At 41.2% G+C, this 19,525-nt stretch carries 20 protein-coding genes and 1 pseudogene; 9 read left to right on the forward strand and 12 right to left on the reverse strand.

Annotated elements, in window-relative coordinates; translation table 11 throughout:
• The first annotated feature begins 51 nt into the window (after nucleotides 1-51).
• The gene (locus R8N23_RS20830) at nucleotides 52-825 is read left to right on the forward strand and encodes a pseudouridine synthase (RefSeq protein WP_318173541.1); all 774 of its coding nucleotides are present in this window, start codon (nucleotides 52-54) and stop codon (nucleotides 823-825) included.
• Between the two features lie 124 nt (nucleotides 826-949).
• Here the strand turns inward: R8N23_RS20830 and R8N23_RS20835 are convergent, their stop codons facing one another.
• The 5 genes from R8N23_RS20835 to R8N23_RS20855 all read right to left on the reverse strand — a co-directional run bounded on the left by R8N23_RS20835 (nucleotide 950) and on the right by R8N23_RS20855 (nucleotide 4,932).
• Nucleotides 950-1,609, reverse strand: coding sequence for a phosphatidylserine decarboxylase family protein (locus R8N23_RS20835; RefSeq protein WP_318173542.1), 660 nt, complete (start codon nucleotides 1,607-1,609; stop codon nucleotides 950-952).
• A gap of 22 nt (nucleotides 1,610-1,631) precedes the next feature.
• Entirely contained in the window at nucleotides 1,632-2,906 is a 1,275-nt protein-coding gene (locus tag R8N23_RS20840; RefSeq protein ID WP_318173543.1) for a Glu/Leu/Phe/Val dehydrogenase, read from the reverse strand.
• A gap of 83 nt (nucleotides 2,907-2,989) precedes the next feature.
• Nucleotides 2,990-3,829, reverse strand: coding sequence for a phosphatidate cytidylyltransferase (locus tag R8N23_RS20845; protein ID WP_318173544.1), 840 nt, complete (start codon nucleotides 3,827-3,829; stop codon nucleotides 2,990-2,992).
• Nucleotides 3,810-4,016, reverse strand: a complete 207-nt coding sequence (locus tag R8N23_RS20850) for a DUF2007 domain-containing protein (protein WP_318173545.1) — start codon at nucleotides 4,014-4,016, stop codon at nucleotides 3,810-3,812. The genes R8N23_RS20845 and R8N23_RS20850 overlap by 20 nt, the downstream gene beginning before the upstream one ends.
• Nucleotides 4,009-4,932: a CPBP family intramembrane glutamic endopeptidase gene (locus R8N23_RS20855; protein WP_318173546.1), complete on the reverse strand. Its 924-nt coding sequence runs from the start codon at nucleotides 4,930-4,932 to the stop codon at nucleotides 4,009-4,011. Before R8N23_RS20855 ends, R8N23_RS20850 begins: the two co-directional genes overlap by 8 nt.
• 81 nt (nucleotides 4,933-5,013) lie before the next feature.
• Here R8N23_RS20855 and dusB point away from each other — a divergent pair, with 81 nt between their 5' ends.
• From dusB to R8N23_RS20870, 3 genes are read left to right on the forward strand one after another with little or no spacing between them, the layout of a single operon-like run.
• A complete protein-coding gene (dusB, locus tag R8N23_RS20860) occupies nucleotides 5,014-6,012 on the forward strand; it encodes a tRNA dihydrouridine synthase DusB (RefSeq protein ID WP_318173547.1) in 999 nt (332 codons plus the stop codon).
• Nucleotides 6,009-6,896 (forward strand): DMT family transporter, encoded by an 888-nt coding sequence (locus R8N23_RS20865; RefSeq protein ID WP_318173548.1) that lies wholly within the window; start codon nucleotides 6,009-6,011, stop codon nucleotides 6,894-6,896. The genes dusB and R8N23_RS20865 overlap by 4 nt, the downstream gene beginning before the upstream one ends.
• An 11-nt stretch (nucleotides 6,897-6,907) precedes the next feature.
• Nucleotides 6,908-7,744, forward strand: a complete 837-nt coding sequence (locus R8N23_RS20870; RefSeq protein WP_318173549.1) for a lysophospholipase — start codon at nucleotides 6,908-6,910, stop codon at nucleotides 7,742-7,744.
• On the opposite strand, the gene R8N23_RS20875 is transcribed toward R8N23_RS20870, so the two are convergent.
• The 6 genes from R8N23_RS20875 to R8N23_RS20900 all read right to left on the reverse strand — a co-directional run bounded on the left by R8N23_RS20875 (nucleotide 7,741) and on the right by R8N23_RS20900 (nucleotide 12,471).
• Nucleotides 7,741-8,085 carry a nucleotide pyrophosphohydrolase gene (locus R8N23_RS20875; RefSeq protein WP_318173550.1) on the reverse strand — a complete coding sequence of 115 codons (345 nt, stop codon included), beginning with the start codon at nucleotides 8,083-8,085 and terminating at the stop codon, nucleotides 7,741-7,743. The genes R8N23_RS20870 and R8N23_RS20875 overlap by 4 nt on opposite strands.
• Nucleotides 8,085-8,537, reverse strand: coding sequence for a D-aminoacyl-tRNA deacylase (gene dtd, locus R8N23_RS20880; protein ID WP_318173551.1), 453 nt, complete (start codon nucleotides 8,535-8,537; stop codon nucleotides 8,085-8,087). The genes R8N23_RS20875 and dtd overlap by 1 nt, the downstream gene beginning before the upstream one ends.
• Nucleotides 8,509-9,216, reverse strand: a complete 708-nt coding sequence (locus R8N23_RS20885) for an NAD-dependent epimerase/dehydratase family protein (protein ID WP_318173552.1) — start codon at nucleotides 9,214-9,216, stop codon at nucleotides 8,509-8,511. Before R8N23_RS20885 ends, dtd begins: the two co-directional genes overlap by 29 nt.
• Nucleotides 9,217-9,376: 160 nt before the next feature.
• Nucleotides 9,377-9,634: an ATP synthase F1 subunit epsilon gene (gene atpC, locus R8N23_RS20890; protein WP_318173553.1), complete on the reverse strand. Its 258-nt coding sequence runs from the start codon at nucleotides 9,632-9,634 to the stop codon at nucleotides 9,377-9,379.
• A gap of 8 nt (nucleotides 9,635-9,642) precedes the next feature.
• On the reverse strand, nucleotides 9,643-11,148 hold the full coding sequence (gene atpD / locus R8N23_RS20895; protein ID WP_318173554.1) for a F0F1 ATP synthase subunit beta: 1,506 nt from the start codon (nucleotides 11,146-11,148) through the stop codon (nucleotides 9,643-9,645).
• Between the two features lie 105 nt (nucleotides 11,149-11,253).
• Nucleotides 11,254-12,471 carry a HAMP domain-containing sensor histidine kinase gene (locus R8N23_RS20900; RefSeq protein ID WP_318173555.1) on the reverse strand — a complete coding sequence of 406 codons (1,218 nt, stop codon included), beginning with the start codon at nucleotides 12,469-12,471 and terminating at the stop codon, nucleotides 11,254-11,256.
• A 124-nt stretch (nucleotides 12,472-12,595) separates the two neighbouring features.
• On the opposite strand from R8N23_RS20900, the gene R8N23_RS20905 reads away from it, so the two are divergent.
• From R8N23_RS20905 to R8N23_RS20920, 4 genes are all read left to right on the forward strand, one after another.
• Nucleotides 12,596-14,893: a patatin-like phospholipase family protein gene (locus R8N23_RS20905; RefSeq protein WP_318173556.1), complete on the forward strand. Its 2,298-nt coding sequence runs from the start codon at nucleotides 12,596-12,598 to the stop codon at nucleotides 14,891-14,893.
• Between the two features lie 62 nt (nucleotides 14,894-14,955).
• Nucleotides 14,956-15,675, forward strand: coding sequence for an OmpA family protein (locus tag R8N23_RS20910; protein WP_318173557.1), 720 nt, complete (start codon nucleotides 14,956-14,958; stop codon nucleotides 15,673-15,675).
• 44 nt (nucleotides 15,676-15,719) lie between these two features.
• The gene (locus R8N23_RS20915) at nucleotides 15,720-17,756 is read left to right on the forward strand and encodes an OmpA family protein (RefSeq protein WP_318173558.1); all 2,037 of its coding nucleotides are present in this window, start codon (nucleotides 15,720-15,722) and stop codon (nucleotides 17,754-17,756) included.
• A 50-nt stretch (nucleotides 17,757-17,806) separates the two neighbouring features.
• Nucleotides 17,807-18,742 carry a hydrogen peroxide-inducible genes activator gene (locus R8N23_RS20920; RefSeq protein WP_318173559.1) on the forward strand — a complete coding sequence of 312 codons (936 nt, stop codon included), beginning with the start codon at nucleotides 17,807-17,809 and terminating at the stop codon, nucleotides 18,740-18,742.
• Here the strand turns inward: R8N23_RS20920 and R8N23_RS20925 are convergent.
• Nucleotides 18,739-19,161, reverse strand: a complete 423-nt coding sequence (locus tag R8N23_RS20925; protein WP_318173560.1) for a hypothetical protein — start codon at nucleotides 19,159-19,161, stop codon at nucleotides 18,739-18,741. The two genes, R8N23_RS20920 and R8N23_RS20925, sit on opposite strands and share 4 nt — an antisense overlap.
• Before the next feature lie 97 nt (nucleotides 19,162-19,258).
• On the opposite strand from R8N23_RS20925, the pseudogene R8N23_RS20930 reads away from it, so the two are divergent.
• Nucleotides 19,259-19,525: pseudogene (locus R8N23_RS20930) on the forward strand (alpha/beta hydrolase); the annotation flags it as partial.

Raw genomic sequence — 19,525 nt, forward strand, 5'->3', positions numbered from 1 at the left:
CCTCTTATCGATTCCTTCCTTTTCCATACTTTTGCATGAATCATTATGACCATGCGAAAGAGAACAAATCCCAAAGGCCGACAAAACAAACCTGAACCCCAGCAAGCAGCATTGAGCTACCCAGCAAGACTGAACAAGTTCATCTCGAATGCTGGCATCTGTTCTCGACGGGATGCTGATCTTTTGATTGCTGAGGGCAAAATCAAAATCAATGACAAGGTCGTGACTGAACTCGGAACAAAAGTCGAACATGGCGACGAAGTGAAGTTCAACGGCAAGGTTATCAAGCCTCAGAACTATGCCTATATCCTGCTCAACAAACCAAAGGATTATATCACTACTATGGACGACCCTGAGAACCGCAAGACAGTAATGCAGTTGATCAAAGGAGCCACAGAATCCAGAATCTATCCGGTTGGGCGATTAGATAGAAATACCACGGGCCTACTCCTATTCACCAATGACGGAGATCTTTCTCAAAAACTTACACACCCATCCTACAAGATTAAGAAGATCTACCAGGTAGAATTGGACAAGCCCATCACGGCCTACCATTTCGAACAAATTGCCAAAGGCATCACGCTAGAAGATGGAGAAGTAAAAGTGGATGATATCGCCATTCTAACACCTGACAAAAAATCAATCGGTGTACAAATCCATGTAGGTAAAAACCGAATCGTAAGAAGAATCTTTGAGCACTTCGAATATGAAGTAGTAAAACTAGACAGAACGATGTACGGTCAACTCACCAAGAAAGAATTGCCTAAAGGTAAATGGAGAAACCTCACGGAAAAGGAAGTGGTGAATTTGAAGAATATGTCTTAACTACCATAAGTCATCCCGTAGCCTAGCGAAGGGATCTTGTCAAAAAGTGGCAGACTGTAAGCAGCTAACTAGATTTCTTCTTTCATCCGACTATCGTCGAATTCCATACGAAATGACTTATTGCTTACTTCAAAGTAGCAATCACCGTCCTTCCACCCTTAGTCACATCACCAATTTTTACATTGATATCTGCATCTACAGGAAGGAAAACATCTAGTCGAGAGCCAAATTTGATAAACCCATACTCCTGGCCTTGCTGGAGTTTTTGACTTTCACCTACGTACCATTTGATTCTACGTGCTACAGCTCCTGCGATTTGTCGCACTAAGATTTCCACACCATTGGCTAGTTCAACAACCATAGTGGTACGCTCATTTTCTGTGCTTGACTTAGGATGCCAGGCTACCAGGTATTTGCCAGCATGGTATTTGAAAAATTTCACAAGTCCCGCTGCAGGAGTACGGCAGACATGAACATTGAGGGGAGACATGAAAATCGAGATTTGCTTTCGCTCAGATTTGAAATACTCCCCTTCTTCTGTGTTTTCTATCACTACTACCTTACCATCCGCTGGTGCCAAGATTACATTTTCATTTGCTTCAATTTTTACTCTTGGGTTTCTGAAAAACTGCAGAACCAAAAGATAAATAATCAAACTGGCGATGAGGGCTAGTTGCTGTACGAGCTCATTGGCAGGCATGTAATACCTTACGCCATAATTGGCCAAAGCCAGCACGCACAACAGCACAAACAAAATTTTGTATCCTTCCTTGTGAATGGTCATAGTAATGCAAAAGGGAGGATTCTTAGAACCCTCCTCTGTATTTATAAGTTGTTGATACTTTTTCGATAGCCACGATATAGGCTGCAATCCTCAATGATACTTTATATTCTTGAGAAATTTCATACACCTTGTTGAAAGATGTTTTCATGATCCTGTCAGATCTACGATTCACTCTTTCACGCGTCCACTTGTATCCTAATCTGTTTTGTACCCACTCAAAGTATGACACCGTCACACCACCAGCATTGGCCAGAATATCCGGAACGGCTAGTACATCATTTTCTTGAAGAATAGCATCGGCTCTTGCCGAAGTAGGGCCATTGGCTCCTTCTACAATCAACTTGGCCTTGATTTTCGCCGCATTATCAAATGTGATCACATCTTCCTTAGCTGCAGGGATCAATACATCCACTTCAAGAAGCAACAATTCATCAGGATCGATCTTCTCCGCTCCCGGGAAGCCTTCCAACTGACCGTTGTTATTATTTCTATACTCGATCGCTTCGTTCATATTGATCCCGCCATCGTTGTAGTAAGCTCCAGACACATCACTAATCGCTACGATGCTCACACCTCTTTCTTCAAGCAGTTTACCTGCCCATGAACCTACATTTCCAAACCCTTGAATCGCACACTTGGCGTTGAAAGGATTGATTTTCATTTTTTCCATCGCTGCCAAAGCAGAGATCATCACGCCACGACCTGTAGCTTCTGTTCTACCCAATGAACCACCCAATACGATTGGTTTGCCGGTTACTACAGCGTTTACAGTCATACCTTGAGCCCGAGAGTACTCATCCATCATCCAAGCCATTTCTCTTGGACCGGTACCCATATCTGGTGCAGGAATATCTCTGTCTGGCCCAAAGATTTCGTGCATGTTTTGCGTATAGGCTCTTGTCAATCTTTCGATCTCGCCAGGAGACATAGATCGCGGATCGCATTTGATCCCGCCTTTGGCGCCACCGTAAGGAATATCTACCACGGCACATTTCCAGGTCATCCAAGCAGCCAAGGCTTTTACCTCGTCTAGATTCACGCCCATGTCAAACCTTACTCCACCTTTAGATGGCCCAAGAATGTTGGAGTGAATTACTCGATAACCCTCGAAAACTTTGATTGAACCGTCATCCATGGTGACAGGCAACGAAACGATGGCCTGCTTATATGGAGACTTAAGTACATTGTAAATTTCATCGTCAAGCCCTAGAGCCTGTGCCGCGATGTGAAACCTCGACATCATTGACTCGAAAGGATTTTCTTTATCCTTTATTGGAGCCGGTTCTATATATCCCATTTTAAGTGTTTTGTGTTGTCATTTTTAGGTAGGCAAAATTACACATTCATCCAATGAAAACAGGATTTACCCCCAATATTCACTCATTCTTGCACAAAAAACTTCAAGAAAATGATAATGAATGGGATGGATAACAATAATCCGTCGAATCTATCTAAAAACCCTCCATGACCCGGTAGCTTGCGACCAGAGTCCTTGATATCCATACTTCTTTTAAATAATGATTCTACTAAATCACCATACGTGCCAGTAACGACCGTGATTATGGAAATAACGACCCAATGCCACAAGGCCAAGTCTGTGAAATAGAATGAAATCCCAACGGCAAACGCCAGAGAAAGAAAGGCACCTCCAACACTACCTTCCCATGATTTTTTGGGCGACACTCTTTCAAATAACTTCCTACGTCCGAATTGAATCCCAGCGAAATAAGCACCTGTATCACTAGCCCAAAGGATCAAAAATATACCTATGATAATTTGATAACTATATTGATCCAAGATGAAAGCTGCCACACTCAAAAGTGAAAAAGGCAAAGCCACATAAATAATTCCTAAAAAGGTAAAAGCGATATTAGTGAAAGGTTTCTTTTCGTCTTTTTTATAAAGTTTGATGAAGAAGATTGTAGAACTGAAAGGTAGAATCATAAAAAAAGCATCGAAATGAATCGCTCCTTTTTCTACCAGATATATCATCATATACAGAATGACCCCCATAATGGTGCCGAAAGTCCGAAGGGGCACAATTCCATTGGCTATAATTAATTTATAAAACTCCCATTGGGTCAGTACGCATAGCACCAAGAATACAGCTACAAATCCATACTCATGATAGGCAATGGCAAACAATACAAAGAACGCACCTATTACCCCAGTGACCAGCCTTTTGGCCAGATCCGAAAACTTACTTGAACTCGATGTCATTCTCTATGATCTTAATTGCCCTGAGTACGTGATCAGGGGCTACCAATACTTCAAAATGGCCAAACTGGTAGGCAGCGTCTTTTTTGTTGACCATCACCGGCTGTAGTCCAGACTCCTGAAGCACGGCGATGACAATCTCCGCACGGTATTCATTCTTGTCTGAAAATACTTTTTGCCAGTTACTCATTTTTCAAATTATCTGTAATATGAAATTGTTTTTTGAACAAAACAAACAGAACCGCGCCAATAATTGCAAAGACTAAGGTTGGCCAAATCGATACAGATTCAGTGCCTTCAATATCAAACTCCACTATTCCTTGTTGGAATAAATAAATCATGACCAATGTAAATCCGTTGTTCACAAAATGGGCTACCGAAGCATACCATAGGTTTCCCGAATAATAAAAGAGATAACCAAAAAAAGCCCCCAAAACCATCCTTGGAACAAACCCATAAAACTGCATATGAAAAGCGCTGAAGAAAATGGCAGTAGCCCAGATCGCCAGATGTGGATTATTCCAAATATGTTGCAGATACTTTTGTATCAAACCTCTAAAAAGCAATTCTTCACCAATCGCCGGTACAACTGCTACAACTACCAATACCATCAGGAAATAAGGCAAGGAATAAAAATCGGTGAGGTATTCTGTCATCAGCCTTCCTTGCTCCTCCATTCGATCGAAAGAGGATGCAAGACTCTCCGGGAACTTCACATTCATATTCCACTCAATGAGCAAGCTATTGACTACCATCAACGAAAGAGTCAAACCTAGCGTAAGAACAATTGCATTTGTATTAATCCATCGGGAATGAAAATAACTAGAAAGGCTACTTGCTTCGTATTTCTTAACAAAAAATGCTGGTACCACTATAAAGCTCAGGACCGAAGACGCTCCTTGCACTAAAATCAAAACTAATTGCCCTTGAGGTTCTGGGTTCTCCATCCCTATTTTTCGCATAAACTCTTCAAGGGAGATGCCAAGTATCTCTACACCCAAAGACATTAAAATCACAGGAACAATCAGGTAGGTCCCCAAGCTCAATATTATTAGTATCAGCAATAAAGAAAGTGGGGTCTGATTACTTTGTAGTGAATTGGGCATAAATGGATTAAATTTGCAGCAAAAATGATCGGATATTCGGAAATAAAAAAACAGATTATCCGAATGCCCAAATAAAGCAAGATGGTAAAAATAGGTGATATCGAATTAGGGGAATTTCCTTTGCTACTGGCGCCCATGGAAGATGTGAGCGACCCCCCATTCCGTGCGGTATGTAAAGAAAATGGTGCAGACTTGATGTACACAGAGTTTATTTCATCAGAAGCATTGATCCGAGATGCGGCCAAAAGCATACAAAAGCTAGATATCTATGACTATGAACGTCCTATTGGCATCCAAATCTTTGGTGAAAAAATAGAATCTATGCGGGAAGCAGCCGCCATAGCAGAAGAAGCCAATCCAGAGTTGGTGGATATCAACTATGGTTGCCCTGTAAAGAAAGTAGCCTGTAAAGGTGCTGGAGCTGGCATTTTACTGGACCTGCCTAAAATGCAAAAAATGACCGAAGAAATCGTGAAACGGGTGAGTAAACCGGTGACCGTAAAGACACGATTGGGTTGGGATCATGATAATATTAAAATTTTAGAAGTCGCTCAGCGCTTACAGGATGTAGGTATCCAGGCCTTAAGTATCCACGGCCGGACACGTCAGCAGATGTACAAAGGAGAAGCCGATTGGAATCCTATCGCTGAGGTCAAAAACCATCCGGATATTCACATTCCTATCTTCGGCAATGGAGATATTGATTCACCACAAAAAGCAAAGGAATACAGAGAAAAGTACGGCGTTGACGGAATTATGATTGGCCGAGGAGCCATTGGCAATCCTTGGATTTTCAATCAGATCAAACATTACTTCAAAACCGGTGAAGAACTGCCACCACCGACCCTATCGCAACGAATGGATGCTGTGAGAAGCCATCTCAAATTTTCCATAGAATGGAAAGGAGAAAAAAAGGGCATTTTCGAAATGCGTAGACATTACACCAACTATTTCCGAGGCATTCATGGGTTCAAACCCTTCAGAGCTCGACTAGTGGAATCTCCAACATTTGAAGCCACCAGTAGCATACTAGACGAGGTAGAAGATGTCTTTCAGCATGCAAGCCTGGTTGCTCAATGAGTAACGAACAAAGCTCGCCAGGACTCATCTCTTGGTTGCTACTCATCGTTTTGGCCTTAGTTTGGGGAAGCTCATTCATCCTGATCAAAAAAAGTCTATTGACATTTACAGCAGGTGAAGTGGGAACGCTACGGATGTTCATTGCCTTCCTAGGACTCCTTCCCTTTTCATTACCTGTCATTCGGAAAATCGAGCGCAAGAAATTGCCAGTATTATTTGTAGTAGGGCTTGTCGGAAGCCTCTTGCCAGCCATCCTTTTTGCTATTGCTCAGACGCGACTGGAAAGCGCTATCACTGGTGTGATCAATGCCATGACACCAGTCTTTGTATTGCTCATCGGGCTTGTATTTTTTCACCACAGGATCAAAACCATCAACATCTTAGGCATAGCCATCGGCTTCGTTGGGTGCACCTTCATCATGTTAGGCGGGGCCTATTTTGATCTATCCGGAGTCAACTTGTATGCCCTATTTGTGATTGCCGCGACTGTGATGTACGGAACCAGCGTTAACCTCATCAAGCACTATCTGACTGACATTCGCTCCCTGCATATTACCGCCGTATCATTCACACTAGTAAGTCCCATCAGTTTAGGATATTTACTTACCGCAACCGACTTCTTAGAAAAAGCAGGGACTAATCCTGAGTTTTTATCAGGCATAGCTTACGTCGCCACACTTGCCTTGATTGGTACGGCCATGGCACTAGTGATATTTAACAAATTGGTAAAAACAGCCTCTCCTATTTTTGCCAGCTCGGTTACTTATGTTATTCCGATTGTGGCCATAGGTTGGGGCTTGTTCGACGGCGAAGTGCTCAACATTTATCAGATCATAGGCATTGGGATTGTATTGGTGGGTGTCTATCTTGCCAATAAAAAATAATCATTATCTGAATGGAGGAAATAGATAGTTTCACCCTTACCGCTAAAGACGGTACCTCATTGTACGGCAGGGAGTGGTTGGCAGAAAGTCCCAAAGCTGCTATCTGTCTGGTACATGGACTTGGCGAACATATTGGAAGATATGAGCATGTGGCAGAATTTCTCAACGCCAATCAAATTTCTATGTTTGCCACAGACCTAAGAGGACATGGTCAGTCGGAAGGCAAGCGAGGCCACACCCCTTCACATGACATGCTTTTGGATGATGTGGAAGAACTACTGATGTATGCCCGAGCAGAATACAATGACCTACCGCTATTTCTCCTTGGCCATAGTTTGGGCGGCAATATCGTGACCAATTACGTGCTAAAAAAGAATACCAACGAATTGACAGGGGCTATCATTTCTTCCCCATGGTTGAAGCTCGCCTTCGAGCCTCCAAGCTTTCAAATCAAACTAGCCAAGATTTTTTCCCGCATACTCCCATCGCTGACACAACCTAATGACCTTGACGTTAAGCACCTGACCAACGATGATGCCGTTAATCAAGCCTACAAAGACGACCCACTCAACCACAATAAAATATCTACACGATTGTTTACTGAAGCATATCGTGAAGGGCTTTGGACCTTGGAAAATACACACAAGAATAAAATCCCTCTGCTCATCTATCATGGCGCAGAAGATAGAATCACTTCTCCTGAGGCATCAAAACAATTCGCTGAAAGTATCGGCGAGCATGCCAATTATCATCAATGGGAAGGCATCAAGCATGAGCCGCATAATGATGTGAAGAAGGATGAGGTTTTTAAAATGATTTTAGGGTGGATGAATACCACAACTAACTAATTCTCCGGTGGCTTTTGCTTCCAGAGTTTTTTATTTTCCTTGTGTCGGGTAGAATCTCTTTTGGTTTTCTTTTTGACGTTCTTTTCAAGGGCTTTTGTTAAATCAATATCTGTTTGATTCGCCAAACACATGACCACCCAAAGCACATCAGCCAATTCATCGGCCAAATCAGCTTCCGATTCTTTGTTTTTGAAGGACTGATCCCCATACTTTCGAGATATAATTCGAGCCAACTCTCCAACCTCTTCCGTAAGCACTGCCAAATTGGTCAGTTCACTGAAGTAGCCTCCATGCTTCTTGATCCAATCATCCACCAATGCCTGCGCCTCCTCTATGGTCATTACTGTTTGTTTTTAGAATCGATCATTATAGTGACAGGTCCATCATTTGTCAAATTCACCTTCATATCCGCTCCAAACTCACCCGTTTGAATAGGTTTACCCAGCTCACTTTCGAGTTGCTCAATAAACTTCTCATACAACGGGATGGCTATCTCTGGCTTTGCGGCTTTAATGTAGGAAGGGCGATTTCCCTTTTTCATGCTGGCGTGCAGCGTAAACTGGCTGATCAGCAAAATGCCGCCTCCTACATCAAGAATGCTTTTATTCATAATCCCATACTCATCGTCAAATATTCTGAGATTACAGACCTTGCGACAAAGCCAATCAATGTCTTCCTGACCATCTGCTTCTTCGATGCCAAGCAGGATCATTAAACCCTCCTCGATCTGTCCTACTATTTCCTGATTGATTTGTACAGACGCCTCAGACGTCCGCTGTAACACTGTTATCACCTTTGTATTCTTTGGTGTGTGCTATGCGTTTCATTTCTAGCGGCTTGTGTACGTGCGTGCCAAATTCTCCGCTAAGCGCCACGTAGAACATCGCCTTGGCTACTTCGCTCCCTTCAATGGCCCAAAATTTCAATCTGGAACCAATGATAAAGAAGGACAATACGCCCGAAGCAATTTTTGCCAACTCTTCCCATAGTCTAAAATTCTTTCTATAACCAAGCAAGAGTGAGGGTTGAAAAATATGCAGTGCTCTCAAATTCAATTCTTTCAAAGCATCCTCCACCTGGCCCTTTACAGCATTGTAAAAAAGACCGGACTGAGCATTTGCTCCATAAGAAGAAACAACATGAAACTGATCACAGGCAGGATCTTCTTTAGACATTTTAGCCAGCTCCATCACATAGGTATAGTCGACTCTATAAAACGCCTCTTTGGATTTAGCCACATCCATGGTGGTTCCAATACAGCAATAATAGTCGTTGGCAGAAATTTGATCTTTGTAATTAGCTAAGTCATCAAAACTGATCAACAACTCCTCTATGCGATTGTCTTTTACTCCAGGAGAACTTCTTCCTACTATTAATATTTTCGAGTAATGATCATTTTCCAAAAGCACGTTTAAGAGCTCTCTACCAACCAAACCCGTGGCGCCTACGATCAATGCTGTTTTGCCTGACATGTATTTAATAATTATAAGTCGTTTAAATTAGGTAGTTGATCAACAAGATACAAAAAAATCATAAACTTATCTTCAATTTTGAAAGCTCTCAAAAGAGAATAGGCACAAAAAAAGCCATGAATAAATATTCATGGCTTCCCTTTTATTTTTACACCTGACTTTACTCTCCGATAGACTCGGCCAATACCAATATTTTGTTATTGAGTACTTCTACAACTCCGCCATCGATACTGAAATGTATCTCTTCGGTTTTCTTGTCATGTAGTCTCATGATCTTTACGTCACCTTTTCCTACTGAACTAACCAAAGGGGCGTGATCGTTTAGAACCTGAAACGAACCATCGCTTCCAGGAAACATGGCAGACTCTACCTCTCCTTCAAAAACGTTTTCGTCTGGTGTGATTATTTCTAAATACATAGTCTGAATTATTTAGCTTCAGCCAATAATTTTTCTCCTTTTTCGATCGCAGATTCGATGCCTCCAACCAAGTTGAAAGCTGCTTCTGGCAAGTGATCCAATTCACCGTCCATAATCATGTTGAATCCTTTGATAGTGTCTTTGATATCTACCAATACACCCTGCAATCCAGTAAACTGCTCTGCTACGTGGAACGGCTGAGAAAGGAATCTTTGTACCCTTCTAGCTCTGTGTACCACTTGTTTATCTTCGTCAGACAATTCGTCCATACCCAAAATAGCAATGATATCTTGAAGCTCTTTATATCTCTGAAGAATTTCGATTACTCTTTGTGCACATCCGTAGTGTTCAGCACCTACTACCTCTTCAGACAAAATTCTTGAAGTAGAATCCAAAGGATCTACAGCTGGGTAAATACCAAGCTCAGAAATTTTTCTTGAAAGTACTGTTGTTGCATCCAAGTGAGCAAATGTAGTTGCAGGAGCAGGGTCAGTTAAATCATCTGCAGGTACGTAAACGGCCTGTACAGATGTAATAGATCCTTTCTTTGTAGAAGTAATTCTTTCCTGCATGGCTCCCATCTCTGTAGCCAATGTAGGCTGGTAACCTACTGCTGATGGCATACGACCTAGCAATGCAGATACCTCAGATCCAGCTTGTGTAAATCTAAAGATGTTGTCTACGAAGAAAAGGATATCTTTTCCTTGACCTTCGCCATCACCATCTCTGAAGTACTCAGCTACAGTAAGACCAGAAAGTGCTACTCTAGCTCTTGCCCCAGGAGGCTCGTTCATCTGACCGAAAACGAAAGTTGCTTTCGAATCACCTAATGCTTTTTTATCTACTTTAGAAAGATCCCATCCGCCTTCTTCCATAGATTTCAAGAAGTCTTCACCGTAGTTTACAATACCAGACTCAATCATCTCACGAAGCAAATCGTTTCCTTCTCTTGTTCTTTCTCCAACACCGGCGAATACTGAAAGTCCACCGTGTCCTTTGGCGATGTTGTTGATCAATTCCTGAATCAATACAGTTTTACCAACACCAGCACCACCAAACAAACCAATTTTACCACCTTTAGAATAAGGCTCAATCAAGTCAATTACTTTGATACCTGTAAACAATACTTCGGTAGAAGTAGATAGGTCTTCAAAAGCAGGAGCAGGTCTGTGAATTGGAAGAGATTTCTCTCCTTTTGGCTGCTCAATACCATCGATAGCTTCGCCGATTACGTTGAACAGACGACCTTTAATGTCTTCTCCGATAGGCATAGTGATTGCCGCACCAGTATCGATAACTTCCATACCTCTGGTCAAACCTTCGGTACCTTCCATTGCGATAGTTCTAACTCTGTCTTCGCCTAAGTGCTGCTGGCATTCCAACACTACTTTTTGTCCGTTTTCTTTGGTTACGTATAGCGCGTCCAAAATATTTGGGACTTTAGCACCATCAGCTTCGAAGCTTACGTCCACTACCGGGCCAATTACTTGTGTGATTTTACCACTATTTGCCATTTCTTGATTGTTTATTTCAATGAAAAATTGTGTCCTGTTTTTTCAAAGTGCGAAGTTAAGGGAATAATTGACTTTTCGCCAAGTATCCGACCTCTTTTTACGTAGTTAGGATTTGAGCGAAATGCGAAAGGTAGTTCCTCTATTGACATCCGACCTTTTTACAAAGATTTTTCCTTTGTGATAGTTTTCTATGATTCGTTTGACCAACGTCAAACCTAGTCCCCAACCTCGTTTTTTGGTAGTATATCCTGGTTGGAATATTTTTTGAATCCCAGCTTTTGTCATGCCTTTACCCGTATCGGCAATGTCTATTATCACATGACCTTCATTGGCTTTAAGCACTTTAATATGGATTTTACCTTCACCTCCCATGGCATCCACCGCATTTTTACAAAGGTTTTCTATTACCCATTCAAAAAGCGGCTTATTAATGTTGGCTTCAAGTTCTCTATTAGGAAAGCAAACCAAGGTGAATTCCACTCGTGTGGAAATCCTTCTTTTTAAATAATTTAAGGTCTCTTCAATGAGGTTGTACACATTAGTGCTTTCCAGAATAGGCTCAGAGCCAATGTTAGAAAATCTGGAGGTAATCATGTTCAACCGTTCCACATCTTTCTCTAACTCCACAATCATGTCCATATCCTTGAGCTTTTCATCGGACTTCAGATATTCTACCCAAGCCATAAGTGATGAAAGCGGTGTCCCTAATTGATGGGCGGTCTCTTTGGCCAATCCAACCCAAACCTTGTTTTGTTCTGCCGCTTTGGAATAATTGAACACCAAAAAGGCGATCATTCCAAAAATTCCGATCACAAATAATTGCGTAAGTGGATAATATTTGAGCTGGGTAAGCAACAGCGAGTTTTTATAGTAAATGAATTGATACCCTGTGATGCTACCATCCCTTCTCAATGTCACGAGAAGAGGTTCGTGCTCTTCCTCCATTTCTCGAATTTCATTAATTAATATTCGGTTACGCTCTTTTCTAGTCGCCGCACGATCGGCTGCAGGAATATTTTTATACTCCAGCGGATTACCCAATTCATCCGCCATCACAACGGGAATGGACTTATTGGAAAGGATGATTTCATCAAAAATAAAATTCAGGTCCGAATTGTTTTCTTGATTAGCAAAGTACTCTAGTGTGTTGGCGTAAAGCGCGATCAGTTTCTCCTCACGAGATTTTATTTGCTCCACCAATACGTTGGTATAATAAATCGACCCTATGCTGATGACAATAGATATGGCCAGTACGACCCATTTAAATTTGGATCGGTTTCTATATAAGTCTAACTGTGTGGTCTCGTATAACTTAGAAGCCATGGGATAAGGGAAGCTTGCGCGGCAAATATAGGATTTGAAATAGCTTTGCCCATTTTATTTTGAAATTTTAAGCCATGGTTCCATTGGTTTCTAATATTTTTAGGCAAGACAATTTGAATCAACTATGTATTCACGATTAGTGAAGACCTTTTTTTTACTTATTCTATTCACTACCCCCCTCACCTCAAATGCACAAAAAGTTGCACTGGTTTTAAGCGGTGGCGGTGCAAAGGGTATCGCTCATGCCGGGGTACTCAAAGCATTGGAGGAAAATAATATCCCTATTGATTATGTAGTAGGCACTTCTATGGGCAGCATTGTTGGAGGGTTTTATGCTGCAGGATATAGCCCCGATCAAATCAAAGCACTTTCGCTTTCACAGGATCTCCAAGACTGGGTGGATGGAGTGATCGATGAAAAGTACAAATATAGTTTCCATAAAAAATTACCTGACCCGTCCTGGCTGACAGTAAAGCTCAATTTTGATTCTGCATTTGATTCTAGTATAGATCCGTCTTTTGATAAAGATTATGTGTTGAATATCAATCTAGCTGAGCGCTTTCAACACGCATCGTATGTATGCAACGGCAATTATGACAGCCTTTTCGTACCCTTCAGAGCCATTGCTTCTAATATATTTATGGAGAAGCAAGAGGTACTCGATAGTGGGGTGCTTTATGAATCCATCCGATCATCTATGGCTATCCCTTTGCTTTATCGACCCGTTCGTGTCGATGGTGAGTTGTTGTTCGATGGGGGTATCTACAACAACTTTCCAGTTTCTCCTGCAAGAACTGAATTTAACCCTGACGTGATCATCGGTGTAAATGTGGGCAGTAAGGTATTGGATGAATATCCTAAAAACGACGATGAAAAACTAATAGCAGAATCGATACTCTTCTTTATGCTCAACAAAGGAGATCCTTCAAAGCTAGATAGTACTGATGTATTCATTGACATTAACTTGACAGACTACAGCACCATGGGGTTTAATAAGGCAAAGGAAATATATGAGATCGGATATCAAACGGCAATAGATCAAATCGAAGAGATAAAAGGTAAGATCAATCGGCGTGTAGATCCTGCTATCCTCAAAGAGCGAAGGGTAGAATTTCTGAATCGCCCCATGCGCCATTATTTTGACACGGTACAGATCGAAGGATTCAACCCCAAGGCCTCTCAATATATTTCAAATGTATTTGACAAAGACAATTCATTTGATTTTGAACAAACAAAACGCGCTTATTATCGCTTGATCCACAATGACTATTTTATCAACGTATTCCCCAGCTACTCTAGAGGCGACCGCTATGCTTTTCAATTGAAAGGACATCCCAACCCAAGACTCAAAGCAAAAATTGGTGGTAGTTTAACTTCAAGAAATATTTCGTACATGTATTTGGGCATGGACTTCAAGCGACTCACTAGAATTTTAGAAGAATACGAACTGAAGCTATTTGCCGGGCCATTTTATGAATCGGTATACTTTAAAAATAGAATCACATTTCCAGGGAAAAAACCCTTCTCTTTAGGCCCTACAGTAACAATCAACCATAGGGATTATTTGAATTTGGCAGACTACTTATTAGGAGAACCTGACTTGACCATCCTAGATCGTGTAGACCGAAAAATGGGTTTGTTTTTTGGCTTCCCTTTGAACCGGAAGGTAGGCTTGAGCATGGAAGCTTCATATATCTTGAACAAAGACAAATTTAGCAACGAACAGCAAATCAATACCAACGAAAATTTTGATGAATTGAAATTAGAGGGTGTACGACTAGAAGCCAGAGCCTATCACAATGGTTTTAATTACCCTCAATTTGCCACCAAAGGTTCAAAATTTGAATTTGCAATAAATCAATTTTTCATAGAGAGCGATTACTTACCTGGCAGCACATCAATCATCGCCAGCCCAGTAGAAAAAGAGAATAACACATGGTATGCCATAAAAATAGCCACTGAAAATTACTATCCACTGGGCAATAAATTCAGTTTTGGTACTACCGTTGAAGCACAGTTTTCCAATCAACCTGCCTTAGGCACCACCAAAAGCACCATTATCAATTTTACCGGCTTTTACCCGCTTCAGGACAGCAAAACACTTATGCTTGAAAATTTCAGAGCACGACAGTTCCTTGCTGTTGGCATAAAAAATGTTTGGTCGCCAATGAAAAACCTTCAATTCAGGCTAGAAGGATATGCATTCAACCCTATCGAAGAAATTACTGGGGAGAGTGGTGAAATTCCAAATTTTGAAAGAAAATGGCTCAATCCATCATTCGCCGCTACTTCTGGCATAGTGTATCATTCGTTTATAGGCCCAATTGGTCTGCATGTCAATTATTATGACGACTACCAGCACGAATGGGGCGTACTTTTGCATGTAGGATATCTGCTATTCAATCCACATTCTTTAGAGTAAATTTTTAAATTATAGCTAAATTACGGGCTATCAAACCTTTGATCACCAGATCTACTTGAACTATGAAAATAACACGAATTCTATTTTCTTTTTGTTTGTGCACCTCCAATATACTTTTTCTATCTAATGATAATCTTCTCGCCCAGGCACATGAGGAAGGCACACTTATTCGAGTGACAGGCACTGTACTTGACGAGGAATCTAAAACTCCTCTAATAGCTAATGTTTTTTATGAAAAACTTCCCTTCTATGATGATATGGGAATTTCTTCTACCAATCAACAGAATGGAGTCTATGAGCTGTATATGCTTGAAAACATCAAATATATAATTAATGTAAAGGCTGATGGCTATAAAACAATAAGTGAGGAAATGGAAGTACTAGACAATGGCACACAGTTGATAGAAAAAAACTTTGTGATGTTTCCAGATGCCGCTCATGAAAAATTCGACCTCCATAATTTGATATTTGCTCGCGGTAGAGCAGTAATAGACGAGTCCTCCTATACCGAACTCAATGATTTTGTAGATTGGCTAGAAGCAAGGCCAAATATCAACATACAACTTGAAGGGCATACCGATTTTCAAGGCAACGCACAGGCGAATCTCCAGCTCTCTCAAGATCGTGTAGACGCAGTAAAAGAATATCTTACCAAAAGGGGCGTAAAGAAAACTAGAATTAGCACTAAAGCCTTTGGAGGTACGCAGCCTCTGAGCAGAGAGCGGACCGACGAAGCCCGTACCGCCAATAGACGTGTAGAGGTTAGAATCCTCAAGCAATAAAAAATGAATATATTTATTACCACCTTGAATAAATTATCATCTCAATGAGAAAATTAATCGCCTTATTCGTTGCCAGCCTAATTACCACTGGAATCTACGCCCAGGAAACTGTCAAATGGGCCTCCGAAGTCATGCACGTGACCTCAGAGACCACTGCTCTCCAGTATGCTGCAAGTCAGGCTCTACACGCTCCGAATGTATATCCAAAAGGGGGAGAAAGTCCTAATGCTTGGAGACCAGCCAGGCCGGACAATGATGAATACATCGTGGTTAAATTTGACACACCTATTCGAGCTCAACAGATTGCCATAGCCGAAACAGAAAACCCTGGCGCTGTATCTAAGGTGTATGCCTACGATTCTTTGGATAACGAATATGTGATATTTGACCTTAACCCTAGGCCCATTCCACTTCAGAGCAGATTGCTCAACTTGTTTTTTGAAAAGACTCCCTATCGAATAGCCTATATCCGAATTGACATTAAAGGTGGGAATGTCCCCGGATTCAATAGTATTGATGCGATAGGGCTCTCATCTTCCAATATTCCGATTAGTGTTTTAATTGACCTGGCAAAAAACGTTAATGAAGAATTAAGCACCGAACGACTAGGCGAGAGTGTGAACAGTCAATATCTAGAACAAAGTCCTATTCTCTCACCGGATGGAAAAACCTTATACTTCAGTCGTCGAGCTCATCCAGATAATGTTGGTGGGGTAGATGATTATGAAGATATCTGGTACTCTGAGCTAGATGAAGAAACTCAAGAATGGCAACCAGCTAAAAATTTAGGCCCACCTTTGAACACCCCCGGACCCAATTTTATTTGTTCTATTACTCAAATAGGTGATGAAACCGTCCTTCTCCTCGGTAACAGGTATGAAAAAAGAGGCAGAATGTCGCAGGGTGTTTCAATGAGCAGAAGCAAAGGTCCGGGAAAATGGGAAAAGCCAACAAATTTGAATATCGAAAATGACTATAACTACTCAGAAAAAGTAGATTACTACATGAGTACGGACACCAAAGTAATTTTGATGGCTGTTGAACGAGACGACACCTACGGGGATAGAGATATCTATGCCTCGTTTGTCCAGCCAAATGGCAACTACAGCGAACCTAAAAACCTTGGTGGGGTAGTAAATTCTGCGGACGTTGAAAGTGGCCCTTTTCTCCATCATGATGGAGAAACTTTGTACTTCTCATCCAAAGGATTCAGAGGCTATGGAGGAGCAGATATCTACGTCTCAAAACGATTAGATGATACCTGGACCAATTGGTCGAAGCCAGAAAACCTTGGAAAAGGTGTCAATGGCCCTGATGATGACACCTATTTTAATATTCCTTCTACAGGAAGCCACGCCTACTTTACTCGTGGGCGAGCGGATGAAAATACTGATGTTTTCAGGTTTCGGATCGACGAGCTATTCATAGAACCTACGGATGAACCTGAACTAGATCCTGAAGAAATTTTTGTTACTATTCATGGAAAAGTCTTCGACTCGAAATCCAAAGAGACTATCTCCAGTAGCGTATATGTAGAAAGACTTCCTGATGGTATCACAGTTGGCAGCGCCGAAACCAATGAATATGGAGACTTTGTGTTCAAAGTAAGACCTGGAGCCACCTATGGTGTATATGCCGCCAAAGAGGGCTATCTATCTCAGGATGAGCACATCGATCTCAATGAAATTACTGAGATTACAGACATCCAGCAAGATTTGTTCTTAACTCCTATAGAAAAAGGAGTCGCTATTTCGCTGAATAATATTTTCTTCGAATTCGATCGTTCGGATTTAAGAACTTCCTCTTATGCGGAACTGGATCGAATTTTGAAATTGCTTGAAAGTGATAAGATTAACAGCATAGAAATTTCAGGCCATACGGACTCCGTAGGAGATGACGACTATAACCTCGAACTATCCAAAAGAAGAGCATGGTCTGTATACAGTTATTTTATTGCAAATGGCATCCGGGCTTCGCGATTGGAGTCTGTCGGTTACGGCGAAACCATGCCTGTAGCTCCGAATGACACCGCAGACAATAGACGAAAGAACAGGCGCGTAGAATTTAAAATTATTGACTAACTATAAAGGCTCGTTTTTCGAGCCTTTTTTCACTCTTACTTTTACATCCATTGACACTCGTACAGCTCGAATATATTATTGCCCTAGATAATCACAGACACTTTGCCATAGCAGCCGAAAAATGTTTTGTGACTCAGCCTACCCTTAGCATGCAAATTCAAAAATTGGAAGACACGCTAGGCGTGATACTTTTTGATAGATCCAAACACCCTATAGAACCAACTGAAATAGGCATTCAAATCCTCGAACAGGCCCGGATAATAATTGCAGAATCCAAGAAAGTCAGTGAAATCATAGATAATGAAAAGCATGAAATCAAAGGGAATGTCAAAATCGGAGTCATACCTACATTAGCACCTTATTTGGTCCCTTTATTCATCTCCTCTTTTGTAGAAAAGTACCCATTAATTAATCTGCAAGTAAGCGAGCACATGACAAGTGACATGCTTGACCTTCTAAAAAAGGACCAGATAGACATCGGACTTATGGTCACTCCACTCAACGAGGAAAGTATGAAAGAAAGTCCATTGTTTTATGAAGAGTTCTTTGCTTATGTATCTCACAGGCATCCTTTGTTTGACCAAAACTTAGTCGTCTCGTCGGAGCTCAACAATGAGGGTCTGTGGATATTGGACGAAGGGCACTGCTATAGAAGTCAAATGCTCAATATTTGTAATGCAAAAAAAGCCGACCGATTCAATAATCGAGTATTGTATGAAAGTGGATCTCTTGAAGCACTTAAAAAACTGGTTGACCGACGTGGAGGATATACTCTTCTACCAGAGCTATTTACACTTGATTTGAGCAAAGACGAGCAAACCAAATTGCGTAAATTTTCCGATCCGGTTCCTACACGCGAAGTTGGCTTGGTGGTAAAGAAAAGCTATGCTAAAAAGAAACTTCTCGAGGCTATGCATAAGGAAATTCTAGAAAATCTGCCTCCAATTATGGTCAGCAGAAAAAATACTAACGTAATTAAAATTTAGTCCAGAAGGATACCAGAAAGCATTGTGGCCACTCCATCCAAAACCGCCTGCCCCACAGATTCATAACGGTAACCGGAAGGGCTCGAGCTATCATATACACCTTGGTGATTCTGATGTGTATTTAAAGGAGCGGTTGGTCGAACCGTGTGATATTGCGTATTGCCATTTTTATCAATAAAGTATATGTCATCATGAGTTCCTCCAGGTCTATTCATAGAAATGACCTGGAGCCCCTGAAATCTTTGTGGACTGTATTTTCCTCCCCTGCCATAAGTGTAGGGAGTCACATGAATCTGAAATGATTTAACGGACGTTTCCTTGTATTTTTTTAGATCTTCTTTGTGGTAGGGCCTGTATTGCCCAAAAGCGCCTGTAGAACAAACAATCCCTAAGACAGCCAGTAGCATTAGCTTTTTCATATTCATTAGGTTTCTTATAAGACTAAAAAAGTATGGCAAACACCTAAAGATCAAAGAACTAATTTGCTGCAACTGCATATTTCATGTATTTTAAGACATGGAAAAGTATATCTGGATCGGCCTTGGTTTGTACTTATTCCTTTCTGTACTCGTCTATCTTGTGCAGGAATACTTCATGTTCCATCCGGAAAAACTTCCTGAAAATTTTGAGTATAAGTATGAGGAGCCTTTTGAAGAGCACTTTTTTGAGGTGGAAGAGGGTGTCCGAATCAATGGCTTACATTTCACGGTCAAAAACCCCAAAGGAATTGTTATCTATTTTCATGGCAACACTAGAAGCATCAAAGGCTGGAGCAAATATTCG

This window comes from Reichenbachiella sp. (genome assembly GCF_033344935.1).
Lineage (GTDB): Bacteria > Bacteroidota > Bacteroidia > Cytophagales > Cyclobacteriaceae > Reichenbachiella.

Coding starts and splice junctions, on each gene's coding strand:
- R8N23_RS20870 (WP_318173549.1), top strand. CDS start 6,908: ATGGAGGAAATAGATAGTTTCACCCTTACCGCTAAAGACGGTACCTCA.
- R8N23_RS20875 (WP_318173550.1), bottom strand. CDS start 8,085: ATGACCATAGAGGAGGCGCAGGCATTGGTGGATGATTGGATCAAGAAG.
- R8N23_RS20855 (WP_318173546.1), bottom strand. CDS start 4,932: ATGCCCAATTCACTACAAAGTAATCAGACCCCACTTTCTTTATTGCTG.
- R8N23_RS20830 (WP_318173541.1), top strand. CDS start 52: ATGCGAAAGAGAACAAATCCCAAAGGCCGACAAAACAAACCTGAACCC.
- R8N23_RS20850 (WP_318173545.1), bottom strand. CDS start 4,016: ATGAGTAACTGGCAAAAAGTATTTTCAGACAAGAATGAATACCGTGCG.
- dusB (WP_318173547.1), top strand. CDS start 5,014: ATGGTAAAAATAGGTGATATCGAATTAGGGGAATTTCCTTTGCTACTG.
- R8N23_RS20900 (WP_318173555.1), bottom strand. CDS start 12,471: ATGGCTTCTAAGTTATACGAGACCACACAGTTAGACTTATATAGAAAC.
- atpD (WP_318173554.1), bottom strand. CDS start 11,148: ATGGCAAATAGTGGTAAAATCACACAAGTAATTGGCCCGGTAGTGGAC.
- R8N23_RS20835 (WP_318173542.1), bottom strand. CDS start 1,609: ATGACCATTCACAAGGAAGGATACAAAATTTTGTTTGTGCTGTTGTGC.
- R8N23_RS20865 (WP_318173548.1), top strand. CDS start 6,009: ATGAGTAACGAACAAAGCTCGCCAGGACTCATCTCTTGGTTGCTACTC.
- R8N23_RS20885 (WP_318173552.1), bottom strand. CDS start 9,216: ATGTCAGGCAAAACAGCATTGATCGTAGGCGCCACGGGTTTGGTTGGT.
- R8N23_RS20840 (WP_318173543.1), bottom strand. CDS start 2,906: ATGGGATATATAGAACCGGCTCCAATAAAGGATAAAGAAAATCCTTTC.
- R8N23_RS20910 (WP_318173557.1), top strand. CDS start 14,956: ATGAAAATAACACGAATTCTATTTTCTTTTTGTTTGTGCACCTCCAAT.
- R8N23_RS20845 (WP_318173544.1), bottom strand. CDS start 3,829: ATGACATCGAGTTCAAGTAAGTTTTCGGATCTGGCCAAAAGGCTGGTC.
- R8N23_RS20905 (WP_318173556.1), top strand. CDS start 12,596: ATGTATTCACGATTAGTGAAGACCTTTTTTTTACTTATTCTATTCACT.
- atpC (WP_318173553.1), bottom strand. CDS start 9,634: ATGTATTTAGAAATAATCACACCAGACGAAAACGTTTTTGAAGGAGAG.
- R8N23_RS20925 (WP_318173560.1), bottom strand. CDS start 19,161: ATGAAAAAGCTAATGCTACTGGCTGTCTTAGGGATTGTTTGTTCTACA.
- R8N23_RS20915 (WP_318173558.1), top strand. CDS start 15,720: ATGAGAAAATTAATCGCCTTATTCGTTGCCAGCCTAATTACCACTGGA.